Consider the following 24675-nt stretch of genomic DNA (forward strand, 5'->3'; position numbering starts at 1 on the left):
TTACTCTGAGTGGGCTTTCACGGATTAAGTTCCGGGAGGTTTCAAAAACTATTGGCAATAGTCGATGAAATTTTCCGCACTAATAGCTCTTCGCTAGCCTTCGCCGCGACACTGTGCCGCGGCCAAAGTACTGCCTTCTCGCCTCAGTGCGCCTCATCCCAGTTGCTGCCCACCCCGACTTCGACCAGCAGCGGCACATCCAGGGTCGCGGCATTGCTCATGTAGCCGCGAATCTCCTCGCTCACCTTGTCCACCAGGTCTTCGCGCACTTCCAGCACCAGTTCGTCGTGCACTTGCAGGATGACCTTGGCATCCAGGCCTGAGGCCGTCAGCCAGCTGTCTACCGCCACCATGGCCTTCTTGATGATGTCGGCCGCCGTGCCCTGCATCGGCGCGTTGATCGCCGTACGTTCGGCGCCGGCGCGTTCCTGCGGCTTGTTGGAGTTGATCTCCGGCAGGTACAGGCGGCGGCCGAACAGGGTTTCCACATAACCCTGTTCCGCGGCCTGGGCGCGGGTGCGATCCATGTATTCGCGCACGCCGGGGTAGCGGGCGAAGTAGGTGTCGATATAGGCCTTGGCAGTCTTGGTATCGACGCCGATGTCCTTGCCGAGCTTCTGCGCGCCCATGCCATAGATCAGGCCGAAGTTGATCGCCTTGGCACTGCGGCGCTGATCGGAACTGACGTCCTTGAGTTCAACCTTGAACACTTCGGCCGCAGTGGCCGTGTGCACGTCGAGGTTATTGCGGAAGGCATTCATCAGCCCTTCGTCGCGGGACAGGTGCGCCATGATCCGCAGTTCGATCTGCGAATAGTCCGCCGCCAGCAGCTTGTAGCCAGGCGGCGCGATGAAAGCCTGGCGGATGCGTCGGCCTTCGGCGGTACGCACCGGGATGTTCTGCAGGTTCGGATCGCTGGAAGACAAACGCCCGGTAGACGCGACTGCCTGGTGATAGGAGGTGTGGATTCGCCCGGTACGCGGGTTGATCTGCTCCGGCAGACGGTCGGTGTAGGTGCTCTTGAGCTTGCTCATGGAGCGGTATTGCATCAGCACCTTGGGCAGCGGGTAGTCGTCCTCGGCCAGCTTGGCCAGCACTTCTTCAGCGGTGGACGGCTGGCCTTTGGCAGTCTTCTTCAGCACCGGCAGGCCGAGCTTGTCGTAGAGGATGACTCCCAGTTGCTTGGGCGAACCCAGGTTGAATTCTTCGCCAGCGATCTCGAAGGCTTCACGCTCCAGCGCCACCATCTTGTCGCCCAGTTCGATGCTCTGCACGCCAAGCAGGTCGGCGTCCACCAACGCACCCTGGCGCTCGATCCGCGCCAGCACCGGCACCACGGGCATTTCGATATCGCTGAGCACGCTGGCCAGGCTCGGGATCGCGGCCAGTTTTTCATGCAAGACCTGATGCAGGCGCAGGGTCACATCGGCGTCTTCCGCCGCATAAGGCCCGGCCTGCTCAAGAGCAATCTGGTCGAAGGTCAGCTGCTTGGCGCCCTTGCCGGCGATGTCCTGGAAACTCACGGTGGTGTGGCCCAGGTATTTCTCCGCCAGGCTGTCCATGTCATGCCGGGTGGCGGTGGAGTTGAGCACGTAGGACTCGAGCATGGTGTCGAAGGCGACACCGCGCACCGTGATGCCGTTGGCCTGATCGCCGCCGATGGCGCAGTTGGCCAGGATATTCATGTCGAACTTGGCGTGCTGGCCGACCTTGAGTTTGTTCGGGTCTTCGAGAATCGGCTGCAGGGCGCGCAGGACGGTGTCACGATCCAGCTGCTCCGGCACATCAAGGTAGGAGTGAGTCAGCGGAATATAAGCCGCTTCGTTGGCCTGCACGGCGAAGGACAACCCCACGAGCTGCGCCTGCTGGGCGTCGATGCCGGTGGTTTCGGTATCGAAGGCGAACAGCTTGGCGTTCTTCAGTTTTTCCAGCCAGACATCGAAGCGCGCCTGATCGAGGATGGTTTCGTACTGGGCTTCGACAACCACCGGCACTTCGATCTCGACCTCGACCTGAGTCAACAAGTCGGCCACCGGCTCGGAGGCGGCAACACTCAGCTCCAGGCGCTTGGCATCGCGCTGCAGCTCGTCGAGCCAGCTCTTGAACTCCAGCAGGCTGTACAGCTCGACCAGTTTGTCGCGGTCCGGTTCGCCCAGGTGCAGGTCGTCCAGGCCGATATCCAGCGGCACATCGACCTTGATCGTCGCCAGCTGATAGGAGAGGAAAGCCATCTCTTTGTGCTCTTCGAGCTTGGCCGGCAGGGTCTTGGCCCCACGAATCGGCAGGCTCGGGACGATATCGAGCTGTGCATACAGCTCGTTCAGGCCACCGTTGACCCCCACCAGCAGGCCGGAAGCAGTCTTCGGGCCGATGCCCGGCACACCCGGGATGTTGTCGGAGGAGTCGCCCATCAGCGCCAGGTAATCGATGATCTGCTCGGGAGCGACGCCGAATTTCTCCTTCACGCCCTCCACGTCCATGCTGCTACCGGACATGGTGTTGACCAGCGTAATGTGCCCGTCCACCAGTTGCGCCATGTCCTTGTCGCCGGTGGAGATCACCACCGGCCGGTCGGCCGCCGCGCTGCTGCGGGCCAGGGTGCCGATCACGTCGTCCGCCTCGACGCCCTCGACGCACAGCAGCGGAAAGCCCAGGGCGATCACGCTGGCGTGCAGCGGTTCGATCTGCACCCGCATGTCGTCGGGCATGCTCGGGCGATTGGCCTTGTACTCGGCGTACATGTCATCGCGGAAGGTCCCGCCCTTGGCGTCGAACACCACGGCGAACGGGCTGTCCGGGTACTGCTTGCGCAGACTCTTGAGCATGTTCAGCACGCCCTTGACCGCACCGGTCGGCATGCCTTTGGAAGTGGTCAGCGGGGGCAGCGCGTGGAAGGCGCGGTACAGGTAGGACGAACCGTCCACCAGGACGAGGGGGGCTTGGCTCATGAGCAGGATCAACCTTTTCGGCGGGTCCGGCGCTAGAATAGCGGGACCGTTGACGACAAAGGGACAAGGTTATCATGCGCACACTAAATCGCTTGCTGCTGGCCAGCCTGATTGCAATCGCGCCGATGGCCGTGATTGCGGCGGAGGATGCGCCATCGGCGGATCCGGAAGTAACCATTCGCACGGAAGGCGACAAGACCATCCAGGAGTACCGCCAGAACGGTTTCCTGTACGCCATCAAGGTCACACCGAAGGTCGGCAAACCCTACTTTCTGGTGCGCGCCGACGGTTCCGATGGCAACTTCATTCGTTCTGACCAGCCGGATATGCTGATTCCGGCGTGGAAAATTTTCGAGTGGTAAACCACTCCTAACTTCAACCGGCGCTGGCTCGACAGCGGCGCCCGTACTGGCAGTTTTTAACCATGTCTGTGTTCACTCCCCTGGCTCGGCCCGAGCTGGAAACCTTTCTCGCCCCTTACGGGCTCGGCCGCCTGCTTGACTTCCAGGGGATTGCCGCTGGTAGCGAAAACACCAACTTCTTCATCAGCCTGGAACAGGGCGAGTTCGTCCTGACCCTGGTCGAGCGCGGTCCGGTCCAGGAAATGCCGTTCTTCATCGAACTGCTGGACGTGCTGCACGACGCCGACCTGCCGGTGCCTTACGCCCTGCGCACCACCGACGGCGTGGCCCTGCGCGAGCTGGCCGGCAAGCCGGCGCTGCTGCAGCCGCGCCTGGCCGGCAAGCACATCAAGCAAGCCAATGCCCAGCATTGCGCGCAGGTCGGCGAGCTGCTCGCTCATCTGCACCTGGCGACCAAGGACAACATGATCAAGCGCAAGACCGATCGTGGCCTGGACTGGATGCAGGAAGAAGGCTCGCAGATGCTCTCGCATCTCGATCCGCAGGCACGGGATCTGTTGCAGCGAGCCCTGGATGAAATCGCCGAGCAGAAGGTGAAGATCCTCGCGCTGCCTCGGGCCAACATCCACGCGGATCTGTTCCGCGACAACGCGATGTTCGAAGGCACGCACCTGACCGGGCTGATCGACTTCTATAACGCCTGCTCCGGGCCGATGCTGTATGACGTGGCGATTGCCCTGAACGACTGGTGTTCCGACGCCGACGGCCTGCTCGACGGCTCGCGCGCCCGGGCCCTGCTGGGCGCCTACGCGGCCCTGCGCCCGTTCACCACCGCCGAGGCCGAGCTGTGGCCAACCCTGTTGCGGGTGGCCTGCGTGCGCTTCTGGCTGTCACGCCTGATCGCCGCCGAGTCCTTCGCCGGACAGGACGTGCTGATTCACGACCCGATGGAGTTCCAGCTGCGCCTGGCCCAGCGCCAGCAGGTCAGCACGCCATTGCCGTTCGCCATCTGAAAGCATCGCGGGCAAGCCCGCCCCTACGATCTCTTGTAGGAGCGCGGCTTGCCCGCAATAGCGCCAGCAGTCTTTACAGCGATTCCAGGCAGCCTGCCAGATCATTGCCCAGCTTCTCCAGCACCTGCTCGTACCCCTGCGCGGTGGCCGGGGTGTAGCCGCCCAGCGCATCGAGCTCCGCCAGCTTCACCGGCAAGCCCGCCACCAGGGTTTCGGCCAGGCGCGGGCGCAATGGCGGCTCGCTGAACACACAGGTCTTGCCGACCTGCTGCAAGCGCGTGCGCATCGCCGCTACGTGCTGCGCGCCCGGCTGCACCTCGGCTGCGACGCTGAACACGCCCGCATGCTTGAGGCCATAAGCGTCTTCGAAATAATCGAAGGCTTCATGGAAGACGAAATAAGGCTTGCCGGCGATTGGCGCCAGGCGGGTTTTCAAACGGGCGTCCAGGGCATCCAGGCGCTGGTCGAAGGTCTTGGCGTTGCTCTGGTAACGCGCGGCGTTGGCCGGGTCCGCGGCGCTCAGGTCGGCCGCCATGCGGTCGGCGATGACCCGCGCGTTGACCGGCGACAGCCACAGGTGCGCATCGAGGCTGCCTGGACGATGATCGTGGTCATGTTCGTCGGCTTCTTCAGCATGCGAGTGGTTATCTTCGGCGAAATGACGGAGTTTCAGGCCTGGCAGGTCCTGCACCGCCAGCGATGGCAGCGTGCGGCCCTTGAGGACCCGCGGCAGGAAGCTCTCCATGTCCGGGCCGATCCAGTACAGCAACTCCACCGACTGCACCTTGCGCACGTCGGAAGGGCGCAGCGCATAGTTGTGCGGCGAGGCCCCCGGCGGCAGCAGGACCTCAGGCACGGCGATGCCGTCCTGGACGGCGGCGGCGATCAATTGCAGGGGTTTGATGCTGGTCAGGACCCGGACTTCGGCCTGGGCCGAGCTGATCACGAACAAACTGGCGGTAAAAGCGACAAAAAGGGCAAAAAGTCGGGACACGATGACCACTCGAAGAGGCAAGAACGGGTAACATAATAACGTCTCTCACCATTATCGTCGCCGCTCATGCCTAAAACCCCCCTTGCCAGTCGCCCCCACGACCACTCTCACTGCGTACACAGCGCACTGTCCGAGGCCGATGCCCTGTGCGCCCGCCAAGGCCTGCGCCTGACCGCCCTGCGTCGGCGGGTGCTGGAACTGGTCTGGCAAAGCCACAAGCCGCTGGGTGCCTACGACATCCTCGCCGTGCTCAGCGAACAGGACGGTCGCCGCGCCGCACCGCCAACCGTGTACCGCGCCCTGGACTTCCTCCTGGAAAACGGCTTGGTGCATCGCATCGCATCGCTCAACGCCTTCGTCGGCTGCAATCACCCGGAACACGCGCACCAGGGCCAGTTCCTGATCTGCCGCGTCTGCCACGCCGCCATCGAGCTTGAACAGAAATCCATCAGCGACGCGATCATCAGCAGCGCGCGCGATGTCGGCTTCGTCGTCGAAGGCCAGACCGTCGAAGTGGTCGGCCTCTGCTCGGGTTGCCAGGGGGCCTGATGAGCAATGCCTTGATCCGCCTCGATCAGGTCGCAGTGACCTTTGCCGGGCAGACCGTGCTGGACAACATCCAGCTCAGTGTCGAGCCTGGGCAGATCGTCACCCTGATCGGCCCCAACGGCGCCGGCAAGACCACCCTGGTGCGCGCCGTGCTCGGCCTGCTCAAGCCCGACAGCGGCAGCGTCTGGCGCAAGCCGAAGCTGCGGGTCGGCTACATGCCGCAGAAGCTGCACGTCGATCCGACATTGCCGCTGTCGGTGCTGCGCTTCCTGCGCCTGGTACCGGGCGTGGACCGCGCGACAGCCCTGGCCGCACTGAACGAAGTCGGCGCCGAACAGGTGATCGACAGCCCGGTGCAGAGCATTTCCGGCGGCGAGATGCAGCGTGTGCTGCTGGCCCGCGCCCTGCTGCGCGAGCCGGAATTGCTGGTACTGGACGAGCCGGTACAAGGCGTGGACGTCGCCGGCCAGGCCGAGCTGTACAGCCTGATCACCCGTTTGCGCGACCGCCACGGCTGCGGCGTGCTGATGGTCTCCCACGACCTGCACCTGGTGATGAGCACCACCGACCAGGTGGTCTGCCTCAATCGCCACGTGTGCTGCTCCGGCCACCCGGAACAGGTCAGCGGCGACCCGGCCTTCGTCGAGCTGTTCGGCCAGAACGCGCCGAGCCTGGCGATCTATCACCACCATCACGACCACGCCCACGACCTGCACGGTTCGGTGGTCACCGGGGCCGCGGCCGGCCACGTTCATGTTCACGGAGATAGCTGCAAGCATGGCTGATTTTCTGTTGTACGCCCTGCTCGCAGGCCTGGCGCTGGCGCTGGTGGCAGGTCCCCTCGGATCGTTCGTGGTCTGGCGGCGCATGGCCTATTTCGGCGACACCCTGTCCCATGCCGCCTTGCTCGGCGTGGCCCTGGGCTTTCTGCTGGATGTCAGCCCGGCGGTGGCGGTGACCGTCGGCTGCCTGCTGCTGGCGGTGCTGCTGGTCACCCTGCAACAGCGCCAGCCGCTGGCTTCCGATACGTTGCTGGGGATTCTCGCTCCCAGCACCCTCTCCCTCGGGCTGGTGGTACTAAGCTTCATGCATGACGTGCGGATCGACCTGATGGCCTATCTGTTCGGCGATCTGCTGGCGATCAGCCCCGGCGACCTGGCGTGGATTCTTGGCGGCAGCGCCGCAGTCCTGCTGCTATTGGTAGCCCTGTGGCGGCCGTTGCTGGCGATCACCGTGCACGAGGAGCTGGCCAGGGTCGAAGGCTTGCCGGTGGCGTCGCTGCGCCTGGCGCTGATGCTGTTGATCGCGGTGGTGATCGCGGTAGCGATGAAGATAGTCGGGGTGCTGCTGATCACTTCGCTGCTGATCATCCCGGCGGCTGCGGCCCAACGTCACGCCCGTTCCCCGGAGCAGATGGCGCTGGGCGCGAGCCTGCTGGGCATACTCGCGGTCTGTGGCGGGCTGGCGCTGTCGTGGTTCAAGGACACCCCCGCGGGGCCATCGATCGTGGTCACGGCGGCCGCATTGTTTCTGCTGAGTTTTGTCCTGCCCCGTCGAGGGGTGTAGACTTGCTCGCTTTTTGCGCAATTAGAGAGTCGCAGGAATGAAGCCGTTCGCCTCCCGTTATCTGCTCCTTGTCGCATTTTCCCTGCTGCTGGGCGCCTGCCAGAGCACGCCGCCGGTTGAAGTGCCCGACGCCCGCGCCACGGCCATCGCACAGCTGCAGCAAAATATCGCCAGCAGCGAACTGGCCACCGCCGAAGACCAGTTGAGCGCCTTGCAGGCCCAGTCGCCCAACGACCCGCAGCTCGAGCAATACCAGCGCCAGCTGGCCGAAGCCTACCTGCAGCGCAGCCAGATCGTGTTGCAAAAGGGTGATGTCAACGCCGCCGCCACGGCCCTGAGCCGCGCCCGCGCGCTGATGCCCAAGGCACCGGCCCTGACCGGCGGCGTCGATGGCGCTATCACCCAGGCCCGTAAAGCCGAGCTGGAAAAAGCCGAAGCCGCGCTCAAGGCAGCTGAAGCCCGGCCGCCAGCCAAGCTGATCGACCCGGCCGCCGAGAGCACCACCATTGCGCTGAACCTCAGCGATATCAAGCAACTGCGTCGGCAACTCGATGCGATCGCCGCCGATGTGGTGAATTACCAGTGCGACGTGAGCATCCAGGCGCCACGCACCGAAGATTACCCCTGGCTGAAGACCCTGCTGAGCAAGCGAGTGAAAAAGCTCGACGGCGAATTCGACCTGCAGATCGAGCGGCAGATCCTGCGCCACATCCCGGCACAGATGGTGCTGACGCCACGCAAACCCCAATAACCCCACCTCTGTAGGAGCGAGCGGGCGGCGATCCGACTTGCCCGCGATAAACGCTAACGCGGTGCCAAACTCTTTCGCACGCAAGCTGTGCTCCTACAGAAGCGTCAGCAGCATCAGGCCGGGATCGCCTTGGCCTTCGGCTCCCGCTCCCAGACCCGGTGATGGGCAATCGCGTTGAAGAACGCCTTCAACGCCTTGGCATCCCCGCCAACGATCAACCCCGCATCCACTTCCAGCTTGAGCACATCCAGCAATTGCTTGGCCTCGCCTTGCAAGGCAATCGCCTTGAGGTGCTTGTAGGCTTCGAGCAGGTAATGCAGGGCCACGCCATCGCCGCTCAAGGCCTGTATCGACTTGGCGCCACCCGGCACGAACACCGCGTCGAACGCCACTGACGGCAGTCCTTCCATGGAAGCGTCCACCGGCAGGGTCTTGCCGTCCGCGGTGGTCACGGGCGCCGAGGTCGGGCCCAACAACTTGGCGTGGGCGCCTTCGGCTTGCAGGGCCTTTTTCCAGGCGTCGATCGCCTTGCCGTCGACCCCGTTCGCCGCCAGGATCGCCACTTTGCGGGTCTTGATATCCCCCGACAGCAGGTTGGCCTGGCTCAGGGCCGGCGAGTGATCGAGGGACAGCTCAGGCACATCGACCGTACCGCGCTTGGGCACCGGCAAGCCCAGGTTCTGCGCGACCCGCTTGGCCAGTTCGAGATCGATATTGGCCAGGATCTCGTTGACCTGGCGCACACGGATCCACTCGCGCTCGACCTTGCCCAGCTCGAAGCTGTAGGCGGCGATGATGTGTTCTTGCTCATGCGTGCTCATGCTCTTGAAGAACAGTCGCGCCTGGGAGAAGTGGTCGCTGAAGGACGGGCTGCGCTGGCGGATCTTGTGCGCGTCGATGCGCTCGTTGTAGCTCTCGAAACCGCCATCCTCGGCCGCGGGCGGCGTCTCTTTCGGCCAACCGCCATCGATGGAATTGGGCTCGTAGGACGCCCGGCCCTTATCGATGGTGGTGCGGTGCATGGCATCGCGCTGGCCATTGTGGAAGGGTGCCAGCGGGCGGTTGATCGGCAGCTCATGGAAGTTCGGCCCGCCGAGGCGGCTGATCTGCGTATCGGTGTAGGAGAACAGTCGGCCCTGCAGCAGCGGATCGTTGGAGAAGTCGATGCCCGGCACGATATGCCCCGGGCAGAAGGCAACCTGCTCGGTCTCGGCGAAGAAGTTGTCCGGGTTGCGGTTGAGCACCATCTTGCCCAGGGGCGTGATCGGCACCAGCTCTTCGGGGATCAACTTGGTCGGGTCGAGGATGTCGAAATCGAACTTGTGCTCGTTTTCCTCGACGATCACCTGCACACCCAGTTCCCACTCCGGGTAATCGCCGCTCTCGATCGACTCCCACAGGTCGCGGCGATGGAAGTCGGTGTCCTTGCCCGCCAGCTTTTGCGCCTCGTCCCAGACCAGGGAACAGGTGCCCACTGTCGGCCGCCAGTGGAATTTGACGAAACTGGATGTGCCTTCGGCATTGATGAAACGAAAGGTGTGCACGCCAAAACCCTGCATGCTGCGCAGGCTTTTCGGAATCGCCCGGTCGGACATGGCCCAGATCACCATGTGCGCCGATTCCGGCTGCAGCGACACGAAGTCCCAGAAGGTGTCGTGGGCCGAGCCTCCGGTGGGGATCTCGTTGTGCGGCTCGGGTTTGACCGCATGGACGAAGTCGGGAAACTTGATCGCGTCCTGGATGAAGAACACCGGCATGTTGTTGCCCACCAGGTCGAAGTTGCCTTCGTCGGTGAAGAACTTCACGGCAAAACCGCGCACGTCGCGCACGGTGTCGCCAGAGCCGCGCGGACCCTGCACCGTGGAGAAGCGCACGAACACTGGGGTCTTCTTCCCCGGATCACGCAGGAAGCCGGCCTTGGTCAGGGCCGAATGATTCTCGTAGGTCTGGAAGTAGCCATGGGCGCCGACGCCACGGGCATGGACGATACGCTCCGGAATCCGCTCATGGTCGAAGTGCGTGATCTTCTCCCGCATGATGAAGTCTTCCAGCAGCGAGGGCCCACGGGCGCCGGCCTTCAGGGTGTTCTGGTTATCGGCGACCTTGACCCCCTGGTTGGTGCGCAACGCCTGTTCGGTGGCGTCGGAGCGGAAGGTCTCCAGGCTGTGCAGCTTGCTGTTGGTGTTGCCGCGATCCAGGGTATCGGTCCCGGCCAGCTGGCTTTTCGATGCGCTTGGCTTCTTGCTACTCATCAGGCAAAACTCCTCGTTGGCGAAGCCCCGGCGGGGCGGGGCTTCATCGGTCAAAATCGCCAGGCACGGCACCTGGCTTTTTTCGAGTGGCTTATTGAGTGACTGATGAGGTTTGGCGCCGTTCCTTTTTTATGACCTTTGATCGCGTTATTGCCAAATCGAAGGATGAATACAAAATAAATGCTAAGAACCTCTATACGGACAGGCTAAAATGCGCGCCCGGCTAACCGCTGATCCTTTTCTAACGCGCCCCACAAGGTTCGCTACGTGATCGAGTTTCAAAACGTCCATAAAACCTACCGGGTCGCCGGTAAGGATATTCCCGCCCTGCATCCGACCAGCCTGAAGGTCGAGAACGGCCAGGTATTCGGCCTGATCGGCCATTCCGGCGCGGGCAAAAGTACCCTGCTGCGCCTGATCAACCGCCTGGAAAACCCCAGCGGCGGCAAGATCGTCGTCGACGACGAGGAAGTCACCGCCCTGGACGCCAACGGCCTGCGCCGCTTCCGCCAGCAGGTCGGGATGATCTTCCAGCACTTCAACCTGCTGGCCTCCAAGACCGTGGCCGACAACGTCGCGCTGCCGCTGACCCTGGCCGGCGAGCTGTCGCGCAGCGCGATCGACCAGCGCGTGGCCGAGTTGCTGGCCCGCGTCGGTCTGTCCGATCACGCCAAGAAATACCCAGCCCAGCTGTCCGGCGGGCAGAAGCAGCGCGTCGGCATCGCCCGCGCCCTGGCGACCAAGCCGAAGATCCTGCTGTGCGACGAAGCCACCAGCGCCCTGGACCCGCAGACCACCGCGTCGGTCCTGCAGCTGCTGGCCGAGATCAACCGCGAACTGAAGCTGACCATCGTGCTGATCACCCATGAGATGGATGTGATCCGTCGCGTCTGCGACCAGGTGGCGGTGATGGATGCCGGGGTGATTGTCGAGCAGGGCTCGGTGGCCGAGGTGTTCCTGCATCCCAAGCACCCGACCACCAAGCGTTTCGTCCAGGAAGACGAGCAGATCGATGAAAGCGAACAACGCGACGACTTCGCCCACGTACCCGGCCGCATCGTGCGCCTGACCTTCCAGGGCGATGCCACCTACGCGCCGCTGCTGGGCACCGTGGCCCGCGAAACCGGGGTGGACTACAGCATCCTCGCCGGCCGTATCGACCGCATCAAAGACGTCCCTTACGGGCAACTGACCCTGGCTATCACCGGCGGTGACATGGAGGCGGCCTTCGCCCACTTCACCGCGGCGGATGTCCACATGGAGGTGCTGCGCTAATGGAACTGCTGACAAGTTTCTTCGCCAATATCGACTGGTACGAAATCTGGCTGGCCACCGGCGACACCCTGCTGATGCTCGGTGGCTCGTTGCTGTTCACCGTGCTGCTGGGCCTGCCCCTGGGCGTGCTGCTGTTCCTCTGCAGCCCGCGCCAGTTGCTGGAGCAGAAGAGCCTCTACGCCCTGCTGTCGCTGCTGGTGAACATCCTGCGCTCGCTGCCGTTCATCATCCTGCTGATCGTGATGATCCCGTTCACCGTACTGATCACCGGCACCTCGCTGGGTGTCGCCGGCGCGATCCCGCCCCTGGTGGTCGGCGCCACGCCGTTCTTCGCCCGCCTGGTGGAGACCGCCCTGCGCGAAGTGGACCGCGGCATCATCGAGGCCACCCAGTCGATGGGCGCGACCACCCGGCAGATCATCACCAACGCCCTGCTGCCGGAAGCCCGCCCAGGTATTTTCGCGGCAATTACCGTGACAGCGATTACCCTTGTTTCCTACACCGCCATGGCAGGCGTGGTAGGCGCGGGCGGTCTCGGCGACCTGGCGATCCGCTTCGGTTACCAGCGCTTCCAGACCGATGTGATGGTGGTCACCGTGGTGCTGTTGCTGGTGCTGGTTCAAGTTCTGCAAACCGTCGGCGACAAGCTGGTGGTGCACTTTTCCCGAAAATAAGTCGGCCCTGGCCGGCAGGCGTCCGGCACCGGGCGCCTCACAAGGAGCTAGCTGGATGAAAAAACTACTCGTCGCTTTCGCCGCCGTTGCCGCGTTCTCCGCGCACGCCGCTGACACCCTGACCGTGGCCGCCACTCCGGTGCCTCACGCCGAGATCCTCGAATTCGTGAAGCCGGCGCTGGCCAAGGAAGGCGTGGACCTGAAGGTCAAGGTCTTCACCGACTACATCCAGCCGAACGTGCAGGTCGCGGAAAAGCGCCTGGACGCCAACTTCTTCCAGCACCAGCCGTACCTGGATGAGTTCAACAAGGCCAAGGGTACCCACCTGGTAAACGTCGCCGGCGTGCACCTGGAGCCGCTGGGCGCCTACTCCAACAAGTTCAAGAAGCTCGAAGAACTGCCGGGCGGCGCCAACGTGGTGATCCCCAACGACGCCACCAACGGCGGCCGTGCCTTGCTGCTGCTGGCCAAGGCCGGCCTGATCAAGCTCAAGGATTCCAACAACATCCTGTCCACGGTCAAAGACATCACCGAGAACAGCAAGGACCTGAAATTCCGTGAGCTGGAAGCCGCGACCATCCCGCGCGTGCTGACCCAGGTCGACCTGGCGCTGATCAACACCAACTACGCCCTGGAAGCCAAGCTGGACCCGTCCAAGGACGCCCTGGTGATCGAAGGCAAGGACTCGCCTTACGTGAACATCCTGGTGGCCCGTCCTGACGACAAGGACTCGGACGCCATGAAGAAACTGGTTGCCGCCCTGCACAGCCCCGAGGTGAAGCAATTCATTCTCGAGAAGTACAAAGGCGCCGTGGTTCCGGCGTTCTGATCGGTTGCAGAAACACAAACGGGGCGCCTCAAGGCGCCCCGTTTCGTTTCAGTTGCCTGCCGAGTTCCCTGTAGCCGCTGCCGCAGGCTGCGATCGGCTCCGCAGGAGACGTGCTCTTGAGGCCCTCGGAAGGCGCTACGCGCCTTATCGCAGCCTGCGGCAGCGGCTACAGGATTCAGGCGCCCCGAATTACTTGCGCTGCAACATCACCGGCAGCTGAGCCACCAGCTTCTGGTTGTTCAGCGGCGCGCGGATGAAGCCGCGCTGGGTGCCGTCCGGGCCGATCACCGCCAGGTTGCCGCTGTGATCGACCGTGTAGTTGGGCTTGCTGGTGTCCGCTGGAATGAACGGGATGCTCACCGCGTTGGCGAGCTTCTGCACGTCCGCCACCGAGGTCGCGGTCAGGCCCTTGAAGTCCTTGTCGAAGTAGCCCAGGTACTGTTTCAGCTGCTGCGGCGTGTCGCGGTTCGGGTCGACGCTGACCAGCACCACCTGCAGGTTGTCCACCGCCTCCTTGGGCAACTCGCTCTTGATCTGGCGCAGCTGGGCGAGGGTAGTCGGGCAGATGTCCGGGCAGAAGGTGTAGCCGAAGAACAGCAGGCTCCACTTGCCCTTGAGCTCATTGAGCACCACCGGCTGGCCTTCCTGGTCGGTCATCTTCACATCCGGCAGGTTGCGGCTCTGGGGCAGCAGGATGATCCCGGCGTCGATCAACGCGGTCGGATCCCCCTGGTTCTTGCCGGTCAGCACTTTGTTGACGGTGAGCCCCAGCACCAGGGCCACCAGCGCCACGAGAATAAAGACGGTTTTCTGAGTTCGAGTCATAGGTTCAACAATAGGTAGTGGTCTACGAGCAGCGCGATAAACAGCAGGAACAAGTAATAAATAGAGTACTTGAAGGTGTTGATCGCCGCGTGCGGCCGACTGCCACGGTACAGCACCCAGGCCCATTGCAGAAAGCGCGCGCCCAGGCCTAGGGCACACATCAGGTAAAGCATGCCGCTCATGTGGATCGCATAAGGCAGCAGGCTGACCGCCAGCAAGGCGCAGGTGTAGAGCAGGATATGCACCTTGGTGTAGTGCTCGCCGTGAGTCACCGGCAGCATCGGGATATCGGCCTTGGCGTATTCCTCCTTGCGGTGAATGGCCAGGGCCCAGAAGTGCGGCGGGGTCCAGGCGAAGATGATCAGCACCAGCAGCAGCGGTTCGGCCGTCACATGGCCGGTGGCCGCGACCCAGCCCAACAGCGGCGGCGCGGCCCCGGCCAGGCCGCCGATCACGATGTTCTGCGGGGTCGCCCGCTTGAGGAAGCCGGTGTAGATCACCGCATAACCGAGCAACGACGCCAGGGTCAGCCAGGCGGTCAGCGGGTTGGTGAACGCCAGCAGCAAGGCTTGCCCGGCGATGGCCAGCAGCAGGGCGAAACCCAGCGCCGCCGCCGGCGACACCCGGCCTTCGGCCAGCGGCCGTTTGTGGGTGCGCGCCATGACTGCATCGATCCGCCGGTCCACCACATGGTTCACCGCCGCCGCCGCGCCGGCGCACAGGGCAATGCCCAGGTTGCCGAACACCAGCACCGTCCACGGCACCCCGGCGCGAGTGGCGAGGAACATGCCCACTAGCGAGGTGATGAGCATCAGCACCACCACCTTGGGCTTGGTCAGCTCCAGGTAGTCACGCCAGATCGCCTGGCTGTGACGCTCGCCGATCAGAGTCGCCATGGCATCTCTCCTTTAATGGTTATGGGCCCGGCGGCGTGTTTGCGCGGGCTCAGGCGCCAGCCCAGCGGCAGGTGCGAGCGCGCGCGGACCAGGCTGGTGCGGGCGTGATAATTGACCAGCACCAGGGTCAGCAGCAGCGCCGCGCCGCCGGCGTTATGCGCTACGGCCACCGGCAGCGGCAGGTGGAACAGCACATTGCTGATGCCAAGGGCGATCTGCGCCGCCAGCGCCACCAGCACCAGCCCGGCGAGGCGGGTCATGCCCACATGCTTGAGTTGCCAGGCCAGGCCGAGCAACACCAGGGTCACCAGCAGCGCGCCGATGCGATGGGTCAGGTGGATGGCCGTGCGCGCGTCACTGTCGAGCTGCCCGCCCAGGTAGTTGGGGCCGATGTGCTGGGTCAGGTGAAAGCCATTGGCGAAATCCACCGCCGGCCACCACTGGCCGTGACAGGTCGGCAAGTCGATGCAGGCCACCGCCGCATAGTTGGAGCTGACCCAGCCGCCCAGGGCGATCTGCCCGATCACCAGCACCAGCCCGGCCGTGGCCCAGTATTGCAGGCGCCTGGGCACGATCAGCGCCGGCAGCACCCCGGACAGCCGTAGCGTCAGCAAGAACAGCAGGCTCAGGGTGGCGAAGCCGCCCAGCAGGTGCGCGGTGACGACTTGCGGCCACAGCTTGAGGGTCACCGTCCACATGCCGAACAAGGCCTGGGCGAACACCACCGAGAGCAGGAACAGCGGCAACTTCAGCGGTTGCCCGGGATGATGCCGGTGGGTCCAGGAGCGTGCCGCCAGCAGCACGATCAACAGGCCCAGGGTGCCGGCGAAATAGCGGTGGATCATCTCGTTCCAGCCCTTGTGGGCTTCCACCGGGGTGTCGGGAAAATGCAGTTCGGCATGGGCCAGCTGGGCTTCGCTTTTCGGCACGCTGATGAAACCGTAGCAACCCGGCCAGTCCGGGCAGCCGAGGCCGGCGTGGGTCAGCCGGGTGTAGGCACCGAGCAGCACCACGATCAGTGCCAGCAAGGTGGCAAACAAGGCGAGGCGAAATCCAGGTTTGGCCATGACGATGCCCTTATCCGATGTTCGACAGTTTCAGCAGATGACGCAGGTCGTTGAGCAGGTCCTTGCCCTTGACCCGGGCGTCGTAGCGCAGGACCAGGTTGCCGTGCGGGTCGACGATCCACAGCAGCGGCGCGCCCTGGTTGCTGGCGCCCTTGGTGAAGATCGGCAGGTCCAGTGGGTAGCGTTGCAGTTGCGGATATTCGCGTTGCAGCTTGGCCTGGTAGTCGGTGTCCAGCGGCTGGGCGGCGGCCAGGGCGTGGCTGGCCCGGGAGGCGTCGCGGCCGAGGGAGATCTGGATCTGCCGCGCCAGGTACACCAGTTGCTGGCAATCCACGGCGCAGTCCCTGGGCGCGGTGACCAGGATCTGCCAGCGCGTCTCGTCGGCCTGGACCCCGATGTCGGCGCGGCTCTGGCCGTTGCCGATCAGCTCGCCGTGGTAGCTGCGGCTTTCCGGTACCCAGAACTGCAACTTGTACATGCCGGTGGCGAGGATCATCGGGCCGATCACCATGGCCACGATCAGCAGCAGCTGCCAGCGTCCGCGGCGCCGGTTGTGGGGCACCTGGGCCTCAGAAATGTTGGGTGGATTCATGGCCGCTCCCATGGTGTTTCTCCCTTGCGTTATGCCATCCGAGATAGAGGTACAAAGCGCACAGGGCCAGCGCCATGGCGAACCACTGCACGGCGTAGCCCAGGTGTTTTTCCGGCCCCATGGCCACTACCGGCCATTCGGTCAGGTAGGCGCCCGGGCCGGCCTCCTGGCGCAGCTCGTAGGCAAAACCGCTGCGTCCCAGTTCGCTCCAGAGCCTGGCCGGATCGATCGTCGTCACCAGCCGCGGCCACTGGGCATTCAGTGGGTCGGCGTGCAGTTGAAAGGTCGCGCCGGGGGCGACATAGACCCAGGCATCGAGGCTCAGGGACTGTTCCGGGGTGCTGAATGCGGGTGGCGTGCGCCGGTCCGGCCAGGGCAGCCAGCCACGGTTGAGCAGCAGCCATTGACCGCTGGCCTGGTCGAGAAAGGGTTGCAGCAGCTCGACCCCGACCTTGCCTTCATGCATGCGGTTATCCAGCAGCAGGCTGTGGGCCGCATCGAAGCGGCCATGCAATTGCACCCGGCGGAAAGCTGGATCGCTGGCAGCCTGCAGCTCATCCACGGTCAAAGGCTCGGCCACGCGCCGTTCGGCGTAGCTGGCCAGCAGCTCGCGCTTCTGTTCGCCCCGGCCCAGTTGCCAGAACCCGAGCGTCACCAACACCGGCAGCAACACCAACACCACCAGGGTCGGCAGCACGCCCGGACGAAAACCGTTCATGGCCGTGCCAGAAAGTGGCGAGATCGACTGGCTATACTCAAGCGCATCGCGTTTCTCCCGGAGCCCACCATGCTTAAAGCGGCCATCGTCCTGTTGCTGATCGCCACGCTCATTAGCCTGTTCAGCGGCCTGTTCTTTCTGGTCAAGGACGACAGCAGCTCCCATCGCCTGCTCAGGTCGCTGACCGTGCGTGTGTGCCTGGCCGCGCTCACCGTCGGCTTGATCGCCTGGGGTTTCTTCAGCGGCCAGTTGGTATCGCACGCGCCCTGGTAACGCCGCGCTCAGAGCACGTAGACGAAGACAAACAAGCCGATCCACACCACATCGACAAAGTGCCAATACCAACTGGCCGCCTCGAAACCGAACTGATGCTCGGCGTCGAAGTGCCCCTTCATGATGCGCATCAGCATCACGAACAAAATCACCGTGCCGATGGTCACGTGGGCACCGTGAAAGCCGGTGAGCATGAAAAAGGTGGCGCCGTAGATGCCCGACCCCAGGGTCAGCCCCAGCTCGTGGTAGGCGTGCAGGTATTCCTCGGCCTGGAAGCCGAGAAACGCACAGCCCAGCAGCACGGTGATCGCCAGCCAGATCTTCAGCGCACCGCGATGGCCGTTCTTCAGGGCGTGGTGAGCGATGGTCACGGTGACGCTGGAACTCACCAGCAGCACGGTGTTGAGCAGCGGCAGGCCCCAGGGGCTGATGACTTCCTTGGGCGGCGGGAACAGCTTGGAATCGGGGTTTTCGAGCAATGGCCAGACGAACTCGAAGTTCGGCCAAAGCATGTGCGCGATGCCCTTGCTGCCTTCGCCGCCCAGGGCCGGGCCGGTGATCTGGCGCACGTAGAACAGCGCGCCGAAGAAGGCGACGAAGAACATCACTTCGGAAAAGATGAACCAGCTCATGCCCCAGCGGAACGAGCGATCCAGCTGGGCGCTGTACAGGCCGGCGCGACTTTCCTTGATCACCGCGCCGAACCAGCCGAACAGCATGTAGGCCAGCAACAGGCTCCCGACGAAGAAAATCAGCGGGCCATGGGATTCCGGGCGCGCGGCCTTGAGGTCGTTGAACCAGGTGGCCAGGCCGAACACCGTAACGAACATGCCCACCGTGGCGATGATCGGCCACTTGCTCTGGGCGGGAACGTAATAATGCTCATGAGTTGCCATTTATTGTTCTCCTTATCGGGCACCGTCTTAACCGCCGGTGTTGGTGCTCACGGCCACCGGTGGATGACGCGCGGTGATATCGAACAGCGTGTAAGCCAGCGTCAGGTGCTTCACATCCTTGGGCATGTCGCGGTCAACGATGAAACGTACCGGCATCTCGATCTGCTGACCGGGCTGCAGCACTTGCTGGGTGAAACAGAAGCATTCGGTCTTGTGGAAATACATCGCGGCGCTGCTCGGCGAAATGCTCGGGATCGCCTGGGCGCTCATCGGACGGTCGCTGGGGTTGCGGGCGATGAAGATCATCTCGTTCACCGCGCCAGGATGAACCACGATGTCGTCGGCCTTGGGATAGAAGTCCCAGACCATGTCGATCGCGTTGGTCGACAGGAACTGCACGCGCACCTGGCGCGAGACATCCACTTGCTGCTCGCCGGAATACTGCCCGCCGGTCTTGCCGTTGATGCCCAGCGCCTTGCACATCACGTCGTAGATCGGCACCAGGGCAAAACCGAAGACGAACATCGCCGCCACCACCAGCAACAGGCGAGTGACCAGCTTCTTCATCGAAACCTCGGCCATCAGCAACCCCCAGCTGTTTCAGCGGCGAGCGGGCAGCGCACCAAGCTGTTCATTTCACTTCCGGTGGCGTGGTGAAGGTGTGGTACGGCGCCGGCGACGGCACGCTCCACTCCAGCCCTTCGGCACCATCCCAGGGCTTGGCCGGCGCGGGTTGGCCGCCACGGATGCACTTGATGACAATGAACAGGAAGAAGATCTGCGTCGCGCCGAAGGTGAACGCGCCGATGGACGACACCATGTTGAAATCGGCGAACTGCAGGTTGTAGTCCGGGATCCGCCGCGGCATCCCCGCCAGGCCAACGAAATGCATCGGGAAGAACGCCATGTTCATGCCGATGAAGGACAGCCAGAAGTGCAGCTTGCCCAGGGTTTCGTCGTACATGTGCCCGGTCCACTTCGGCAGCCAGTAATAAGCCGAGGCGAAGATGCCGAAGATCGCGCCCGGCACCAGCACATAGTGGAAGTGCGCGACCACGAAATAGGTGTCCTGGTACTGGAAGTCCGCCGGGGCGATGGCCAGCATCAGCCCGGAGAAGCCGCCGATGGTGAACAGGATCACGAAGGCCACGGCGAACAGCATCGGCGTCTCGAAGGTCAGCGAGCCCTGCCACATGGTGCTGACCCAGTTGAAGACCTTGACCCCGGTCGGCACCGCGATAAGCATCGTGGCGTACATGAAGAACAGCTCGCCCACCAGCGGAATGCCGACCACGAACATGTGGTGCGCCCAGACGATGAACGACAGGAAGGCGATACTCGCCGTGGCGTAGACCATCGAGGTGTAGCCGAACAGCGGCTTGCGCGAAAAGGCCGGGATGATCGCGCTGACGGCACCGAAGGCCGGCAGGATCATGATGTACACCTCGGGGTGACCGAAAAACCAGAACACATGCTGGAACAGCACCGGATCGCCGCCACCGGCGGCGCTGAAGAAGCTGGTGCCGAAGTGGATGTCCATCAGCATCATGGTCACGCAGCCGGCCAGTACCGGCATCACCGCGATCAGCAGGAACGCGGTGATCAGCCAGGTCCAGACGAACAGCGGCATCTTCATCAGGGTCATGCCGGGAGCACGCAGGTTGAGGATAGTGGCGATCACGTTGATCGCGCCCATGATCGAGCTGATGCCCATCAGGTGGATGGCGAAAATGAAGAAGGTCACGCTTTCCGGCGCGTAGGTGGTGGACAGCGGGGCGTAGAAGGTCCAGCCGAAGTTGGGTCCGCCACCGGGCATGAACAGGGTCGAGACCAGCAGCAGGAACGCCGCCGGCAGCAACCAGAAACTGAAGTTGTTCATCCGTGGCAGGGCCATGTCCGGCGCGCCGACCATCAGCGGGATCATCCAGTTGGCCAGGCCGACGAAGGCCGGCATCACCGCGCCGAAGACCATCACCAGGCCATGCATGGTGGTCATCTGGTTGAAGAATTCCGGCTGCACGATCTGCAGGCCGGGCTGGAACAGCTCGGCGCGGATCACCATGGCGAACGAGCCGCCGAGCAGGAACATGGAGAAGGCGAACCACAGGTACAGGGTGCCGATGTCCTTGTGGTTGGTGGTCAGCACCCAGCGCATCAGGCCCTTGGCGGGGCCGTGGGTGTGGTCGTGATCGCCAACGATGGCATGACCCTGTTCGTCGCTCACAGCGTTCATGGCCTGTCTCCTGTAAACGGGTGGGCTGGACGATCGAGGGCGGCACGCCCTGATCGGCTGCGGGAACACGCAATGGACCGGGTCATTTGCTTTGCGCCTGTTTCAGAGCCAGGACATCCTTGGGCGTCACCATGTCGCCCTTGTTGTTGCCCCAGGCGTTACGTTCGTAGGTGACCACCGCTGCCAGGTCGACTTCCGACAACTGCTTGCCGAACGCCGCCATGGCGGTGCCGGGCTTGCCGTGGAAGACGATGTTCAAGTGATCCGCCACCGGCCCGGTGGCGATCTTCGAGCCCTTGAGCGCCGGGAACATCGGCGGCAGGCCCTGGCCTTCGGCCTGGTGACAGGCCACGCAGGTGGTGTGGTAAACCTTGTCGCCACGGGCCACCAGCTCTTCGAGGGTCCATTCCTTGCTGGTCAGTTCCTTGAGCTTGAGGGCTTCGGCCTTGCGTTCGCCCAGCCAAGTGTCGTAGTCGGCCTGGGTCTTCACGTCGACCACGATCGGCATAAAGCCATGGTCCTTGCCGCACAGTTCGGCGCACTGGCCGCGATATAGGCCGGGCTTGTCGACCCGGGTCCAGGCTTCGTTGACGAAACCGGGGATCGCATCGCGCTTGACCGCAAAGGCCGGGACCCACCAGGAATGGATGACGTCGGCGGAGGTCACCAGAAAGCGCACCTTGGCGCCGATCGGCAGCACCAGCGGCTGATCGACTTCCAGCAGATAATGCTCGCCCTTGGCGCTCTGGTTATGAATCTGGTCGGCGGGAGTGGTCAGGTTGCTGAAGAACTCGACGTCCTGGCCCAGGTATTTGTAGTGCCACTTCCACTGATAGCCGGTGATCTGGATGTCCACATCCGGTTCGCTGGCGTCGTACATCTTGATCAGGGTCGCGGTGGCGGGAACGGCCATGGCCACCAGGATCAGCAGCGGCACCACGGTCCAGAGGATTTCCACCGTCGTGCTTTCGTGGAACTTGGCGGCCACCTGGCCGGTGGAGCGGCGGTGCAGGATCATCGACCAGAACATGGCGCCAAAGACAATGACGCCGATCACCACACAGATCCAGAAGATGGTCATGTGCAGGTCGAATACCGCGTGACTTATATCAGTCGCTCCAGGCGCCATATTCACGGTCCAGGCGCCATGCGCCTGGCTGAATACCGACCACAACAGGAGGCCCATCCAGACTTGTGGATGTCGCATCATTGCGGGTTCCCCTTATCGTTCTTGTTATCCCGCCGGCTTGCACCTGCGGCCAAGGGAGCGGCTGCCTAGACTACGAACTTAAACCGCCGAGCCTTCGCTGCGCATGCAGTCGGGCGTCATCAGCTAACTTCATTCAGACCCGAGTATAGACAGCGACCTCGACCTCGCAACGCGGTGCCGTAAATCCACTGAAACAGTTTGCCGCTGCCTTATAGGCCACGGTTGGAAAGGGATAGGGGATCAATGATGGCGAAGCGATATAACCCAGATGACTAACCATGAAATAATTATGAAAAATACGTCTTAAGCGATTTCGTGAGCAGGCTAACTTATGTCTTCCCTAATTAATTGCCCTTGTTTCCTGGAGTATTCATGAACACCGCCGCATTGCGCGAGCAGATCCAACGAGCCCATCAACATGAGTCCGGCACCGGGCAATTGCGCCGCCAGCTGGAAACCCAATTGCCACACCTGCACCCCGCCATCCAGCTCCCCGAAGTGGACGCCCAGGGGGTGATGACCCGTTTTGTCGCCGCTTATATCGATCAGGTTCCCGACCTGCTGGACGCCGCCAACGAAGTCGCGCGCGAAGCCGGTATCGAGTCGCAGATCAAGCCGGTGCTGAAGATCGCCGAGCAGTTCTTCCTCCAGCCGCCCGCCATCATGGCCGGCCACGAAGGCCTGGACAGTCTGCTGGACGAAGCCTATCTGGCCCATCGCCTGGTGGAGGAGGTCAACGACCTGTACATCACGCATTTCGGCCAGCCGCTGATTCCCCTGGACACCACGGTGGCCAACCTGATCGCCCACCAGTTGATCGGCGAAACCTTCGCCAACCAGCTGGACGAAGCGGTGCACCATGCGGTCGACGCGATGCTCGACGAAGAGAGCTTCGCCCTGGAGTCGGTCGAGGCCTACCGGGAAAAGCTCAACAGCCCCGACACCGATGCCGCCTGGAAACGCTGGCCGTGCCTGTCGCGCCAACTGGGCGTGGAACTGGAACTCGACCAGCCGGCTGCCTGATGATTGCAGGTGGCGGCCCTGTAGCCGCTGCCGCAGACTGCTATCGACCGGCACGGTCGCAGCGATATCACCGACGCTGAAGGCCCTTCGGACCTTATCGCAGCCTTCGGCAGCGGCTACAGGGCTACAGACTTACGCCCGGCTCAGACCTTTGGCCTCCAGCTTCGAGGCCGGGCTCACGCCGACGTTGGTGTGCAAGCGCCCCTCCAGGCGGCGCTTCAACCCGCGCGACTCGATCACCAGCTTCGAACCCTTGGCCGCATTGGCCCGTCCCCACTCCTCGAGCAGCTCCAGGCAGGCATGGTCGATGTAGCCCAGGTTATTGAGCGGCACATGCACGGTGGTGCCCGCTGGGATGCTGCCCAGCGCCTGGGTCAGGGCCGGCACCTTGAGGAAGGTCGCGGCGCCCACCAGGCGCAGCTCCATTTCGCCTTCGGCCGGCAGGTCCACCAGGCTGATCTTCAGCCGCGAAGCGCCCCAGGCCAGCTTCACCAGGGTCAGGCCAAAACCGATCAGTACACCGGTCAGCAGGTCGGTGAAGACAATCGCCAGCGCGGTCACGCCGTAGGTCAGCATCGGCATCGGCCCATAACGACCCAGCTTGCGGAACGACTTGAGGTCCACCAGCTTGAACCCGGTGTACACCAGCACGCCCGCCAGGCTGGCCACCGGAATGCTTTGCAGCACGCTGGACAGCAACAGCACGAACGCCAGCAGCCACAAACCGTGGAAGATCGCCGACAGCCGCGTGGTCGCGCCCGCCTGGACGTTGGCCGAGCTGCGCACGATCACCCCGGTCATCGGCAGGGCGCCGAGCAACCCGCAGAGCATGTTGCCGATCCCTTGCGCCGACAGTTCACGGTCGAAATCCGAGCGCGTACCGCTGTGCATGCGATCCACCGCGGCGGCGGACAGCAGGGTTTCGGCGCTGGCGATAAAGGCCACGGCAAAGGCCGCGATCAGCAGTGTCGGGTCCGCCAGGTTGAGCAGGTCGGCCGGCCGCAGCCAGTCGATCGCCTCGGCAAGGTTTTCCGGCACCTCGACCCGCTTGACCTGCAGCGCCAGGGCCAGGCTGGCAAAGGTCGCCAGGCCGACGCCCAGCAGGGCACCGGGGATGAAGCGCAGCGAATGCGGGCGCAGTTTTTCCCACAGGAACATCACCGCCATGGTCGACAGGCCGAGCAGCCCGGCCTGCCAGCCAAAGCCACCGCCCAGGCTGGGCAAGGCCTGGGCCACCGCCTCGGGGAAGCCCGCGAGGTTATCCAGGCCGGACGCCTGGGGCTGGGCGTCGAGCATCACGTGCACCTGGGAGAGCACGATCAACACCCCGATCCCGGCAAGCATGCCGTAGACCACCGCCGGCGCGGTGACCCGAAACCAGCAACCCAGGCGCAGGCGCCCGGCCACCAGTTGCAGGAAACCCGCCAGCAGCAGGATCGGCCCGAGCATGGCGATACCGTGCTGGCGTACCAGCTCGAACACCAGGACCGCCAGCCCCGCGGCCGGACCGCTGACCTGCAAAGGCGAGCCGGCCAGCCAGCCCACCACCAGGCCACCGATGATCCCGGTGATCAACCCCTTGGCCGGCGGCATGCCGGAAGCGATGGCGATACCCATGCACAAGGGCAGGGCCACCAGAAACACCACCACGGAAGCGAGCAGCTCCCGTGGCAAAACAGCTTTCAATTGTGCTGCACGCATGATGATTCTCCCGAAGCTTTCTTCAGGC

24 protein-coding genes are annotated in these 24675 nt (G+C 63.6%); 11 read left to right on the forward strand and 13 right to left on the reverse strand.

Features of this window, described 5'->3' with window-relative positions:
* Window positions 1-143 precede the first annotated feature (143 nt).
* On the reverse strand, window positions 144-2948 hold the full coding sequence (gene polA / locus BMY68_RS14380; protein WP_085532571.1) for a DNA polymerase I: 2805 nt from the start codon (window positions 2946-2948) through the stop codon (window positions 144-146).
* Window positions 2949-3022: 74 nt separating this feature from the next.
* Between polA and BMY68_RS14385 the strand changes: the two genes are divergently transcribed.
* The gene (locus tag BMY68_RS14385; RefSeq protein ID WP_007924295.1) at window positions 3023-3310 is read left to right on the forward strand and encodes a DUF2782 domain-containing protein; all 288 of its coding nucleotides are present in this window, start codon (window positions 3023-3025) and stop codon (window positions 3308-3310) included.
* A 62-nt stretch (window positions 3311-3372) separates the two neighbouring features.
* On the forward strand, window positions 3373-4323 hold the full coding sequence (locus BMY68_RS14390) for a homoserine kinase (RefSeq protein WP_062824101.1): 951 nt from the start codon (window positions 3373-3375) through the stop codon (window positions 4321-4323).
* 73 nt (window positions 4324-4396) lie between these two features.
* On the opposite strand, the gene BMY68_RS14395 is transcribed toward BMY68_RS14390, so the two are convergent.
* The gene (locus BMY68_RS14395; RefSeq protein ID WP_085532574.1) at window positions 4397-5326 is read right to left on the reverse strand and encodes a zinc ABC transporter substrate-binding protein ZnuA; all 930 of its coding nucleotides are present in this window, start codon (window positions 5324-5326) and stop codon (window positions 4397-4399) included.
* 57 nt (window positions 5327-5383) lie between these two features.
* Between BMY68_RS14395 and zur the strand changes: the two genes are divergently transcribed.
* From zur to BMY68_RS14415, 4 genes are read left to right on the forward strand one after another with little or no spacing between them, the layout of a single operon-like run.
* The gene (zur, locus tag BMY68_RS14400) at window positions 5384-5866 is read left to right on the forward strand and encodes a zinc uptake transcriptional repressor Zur (protein WP_007924301.1); all 483 of its coding nucleotides are present in this window, start codon (window positions 5384-5386) and stop codon (window positions 5864-5866) included.
* Entirely contained in the window at window positions 5866-6651 is a 786-nt protein-coding gene (gene znuC, locus BMY68_RS14405; protein ID WP_007924302.1) for a zinc ABC transporter ATP-binding protein ZnuC, read from the forward strand. Before zur ends, znuC begins: the two co-directional genes overlap by 1 nt.
* A complete protein-coding gene (gene znuB, locus BMY68_RS14410; protein WP_007924303.1) occupies window positions 6644-7432 on the forward strand; it encodes a zinc ABC transporter permease subunit ZnuB in 789 nt (262 codons plus the stop codon). Before znuC ends, znuB begins: the two co-directional genes overlap by 8 nt.
* A gap of 37 nt (window positions 7433-7469) precedes the next feature.
* Window positions 7470-8183: a PA5502 family lipoprotein gene (locus tag BMY68_RS14415; RefSeq protein ID WP_085532576.1), complete on the forward strand. Its 714-nt coding sequence runs from the start codon at window positions 7470-7472 to the stop codon at window positions 8181-8183.
* 113 nt (window positions 8184-8296) lie between these two features.
* On the opposite strand, the gene katE is transcribed toward BMY68_RS14415, so the two are convergent.
* Complete coding sequence (katE, locus tag BMY68_RS14420) at window positions 8297-10489, reverse strand: catalase HPII (protein WP_275668587.1); 2193 nt, start codon at window positions 10487-10489, stop codon at window positions 8297-8299.
* Between the two features lie 213 nt (window positions 10490-10702).
* Here katE and BMY68_RS14425 point away from each other — a divergent pair, with 213 nt between their 5' ends.
* From BMY68_RS14425 to BMY68_RS14435, 3 genes are read left to right on the forward strand one after another with little or no spacing between them, the layout of a single operon-like run.
* A complete protein-coding gene (locus BMY68_RS14425; protein WP_007924306.1) occupies window positions 10703-11710 on the forward strand; it encodes a methionine ABC transporter ATP-binding protein in 1008 nt (335 codons plus the stop codon).
* Complete coding sequence (locus BMY68_RS14430) at window positions 11710-12384, forward strand: methionine ABC transporter permease (protein ID WP_007924307.1); 675 nt, start codon at window positions 11710-11712, stop codon at window positions 12382-12384. Before BMY68_RS14425 ends, BMY68_RS14430 begins: the two co-directional genes overlap by 1 nt.
* Before the next feature lie 55 nt (window positions 12385-12439).
* Entirely contained in the window at window positions 12440-13213 is a 774-nt protein-coding gene (locus tag BMY68_RS14435; RefSeq protein ID WP_009041521.1) for a MetQ/NlpA family ABC transporter substrate-binding protein, read from the forward strand.
* A 189-nt stretch (window positions 13214-13402) separates the two neighbouring features.
* On the opposite strand, the gene BMY68_RS14440 is transcribed toward BMY68_RS14435, so the two are convergent.
* From BMY68_RS14440 to BMY68_RS14460, 5 genes are read right to left on the reverse strand one after another with little or no spacing between them, the layout of a single operon-like run.
* Entirely contained in the window at window positions 13403-14038 is a 636-nt protein-coding gene (locus BMY68_RS14440; protein WP_009041520.1) for an SCO family protein, read from the reverse strand.
* Entirely contained in the window at window positions 14035-14934 is a 900-nt protein-coding gene (cyoE, locus tag BMY68_RS14445) for a heme o synthase (RefSeq protein WP_009041519.1), read from the reverse strand. Before cyoE ends, BMY68_RS14440 begins: the two co-directional genes overlap by 4 nt.
* Window positions 14922-16001 (reverse strand): COX15/CtaA family protein, encoded by a 1080-nt coding sequence (locus tag BMY68_RS14450; RefSeq protein WP_085532578.1) that lies wholly within the window; start codon window positions 15999-16001, stop codon window positions 14922-14924. The genes cyoE and BMY68_RS14450 overlap by 13 nt, the downstream gene beginning before the upstream one ends.
* Window positions 16002-16011: 10 nt before the next feature.
* The gene (locus tag BMY68_RS14455; RefSeq protein ID WP_085532580.1) at window positions 16012-16605 is read right to left on the reverse strand and encodes a hypothetical protein; all 594 of its coding nucleotides are present in this window, start codon (window positions 16603-16605) and stop codon (window positions 16012-16014) included.
* The gene (locus tag BMY68_RS14460; protein WP_085532582.1) at window positions 16571-17311 is read right to left on the reverse strand and encodes an SURF1 family protein; all 741 of its coding nucleotides are present in this window, start codon (window positions 17309-17311) and stop codon (window positions 16571-16573) included. Before BMY68_RS14460 ends, BMY68_RS14455 begins: the two co-directional genes overlap by 35 nt.
* A 69-nt stretch (window positions 17312-17380) precedes the next feature.
* Here BMY68_RS14460 and BMY68_RS14465 point away from each other — a divergent pair, with 69 nt between their 5' ends.
* On the forward strand, window positions 17381-17584 hold the full coding sequence (locus BMY68_RS14465; RefSeq protein WP_007924318.1) for a twin transmembrane helix small protein: 204 nt from the start codon (window positions 17381-17383) through the stop codon (window positions 17582-17584).
* A gap of 8 nt (window positions 17585-17592) precedes the next feature.
* On the opposite strand, the gene BMY68_RS14470 is transcribed toward BMY68_RS14465, so the two are convergent.
* The 4 genes from BMY68_RS14470 to coxB form a co-directional block, all read right to left on the reverse strand.
* A complete protein-coding gene (locus BMY68_RS14470) occupies window positions 17593-18480 on the reverse strand; it encodes a cytochrome c oxidase subunit 3 (protein ID WP_085532584.1) in 888 nt (295 codons plus the stop codon).
* A gap of 27 nt (window positions 18481-18507) precedes the next feature.
* Complete coding sequence (locus tag BMY68_RS14475; protein WP_007924321.1) at window positions 18508-19062, reverse strand: cytochrome c oxidase assembly protein; 555 nt, start codon at window positions 19060-19062, stop codon at window positions 18508-18510.
* Window positions 19063-19111: 49 nt separating this feature from the next.
* Entirely contained in the window at window positions 19112-20713 is a 1602-nt protein-coding gene (ctaD, locus tag BMY68_RS14480) for a cytochrome c oxidase subunit I (RefSeq protein WP_009041514.1), read from the reverse strand.
* 82 nt (window positions 20714-20795) lie between these two features.
* Window positions 20796-21923 (reverse strand): cytochrome c oxidase subunit II, encoded by a 1128-nt coding sequence (gene coxB / locus BMY68_RS14485; RefSeq protein WP_009041513.1) that lies wholly within the window; start codon window positions 21921-21923, stop codon window positions 20796-20798.
* Window positions 21924-22295: 372 nt separating this feature from the next.
* Here coxB and BMY68_RS14490 point away from each other — a divergent pair, with 372 nt between their 5' ends.
* Window positions 22296-22946: a hypothetical protein gene (locus BMY68_RS14490; RefSeq protein ID WP_007924324.1), complete on the forward strand. Its 651-nt coding sequence runs from the start codon at window positions 22296-22298 to the stop codon at window positions 22944-22946.
* A 132-nt stretch (window positions 22947-23078) separates the two neighbouring features.
* Here the strand turns inward: BMY68_RS14490 and BMY68_RS14495 are convergent, their stop codons facing one another.
* Complete coding sequence (locus BMY68_RS14495; RefSeq protein WP_009041512.1) at window positions 23079-24647, reverse strand: SulP family inorganic anion transporter; 1569 nt, start codon at window positions 24645-24647, stop codon at window positions 23079-23081.
* Window positions 24648-24675: the final 28 nt, after the last annotated feature.

Origin of the sequence: Pseudomonas sp. NFACC41-3 (genome assembly GCF_900109505.1) — a bacterium.
GTDB lineage: Bacteria > Pseudomonadota > Gammaproteobacteria > Pseudomonadales > Pseudomonadaceae > Aquipseudomonas > Aquipseudomonas chlororaphis.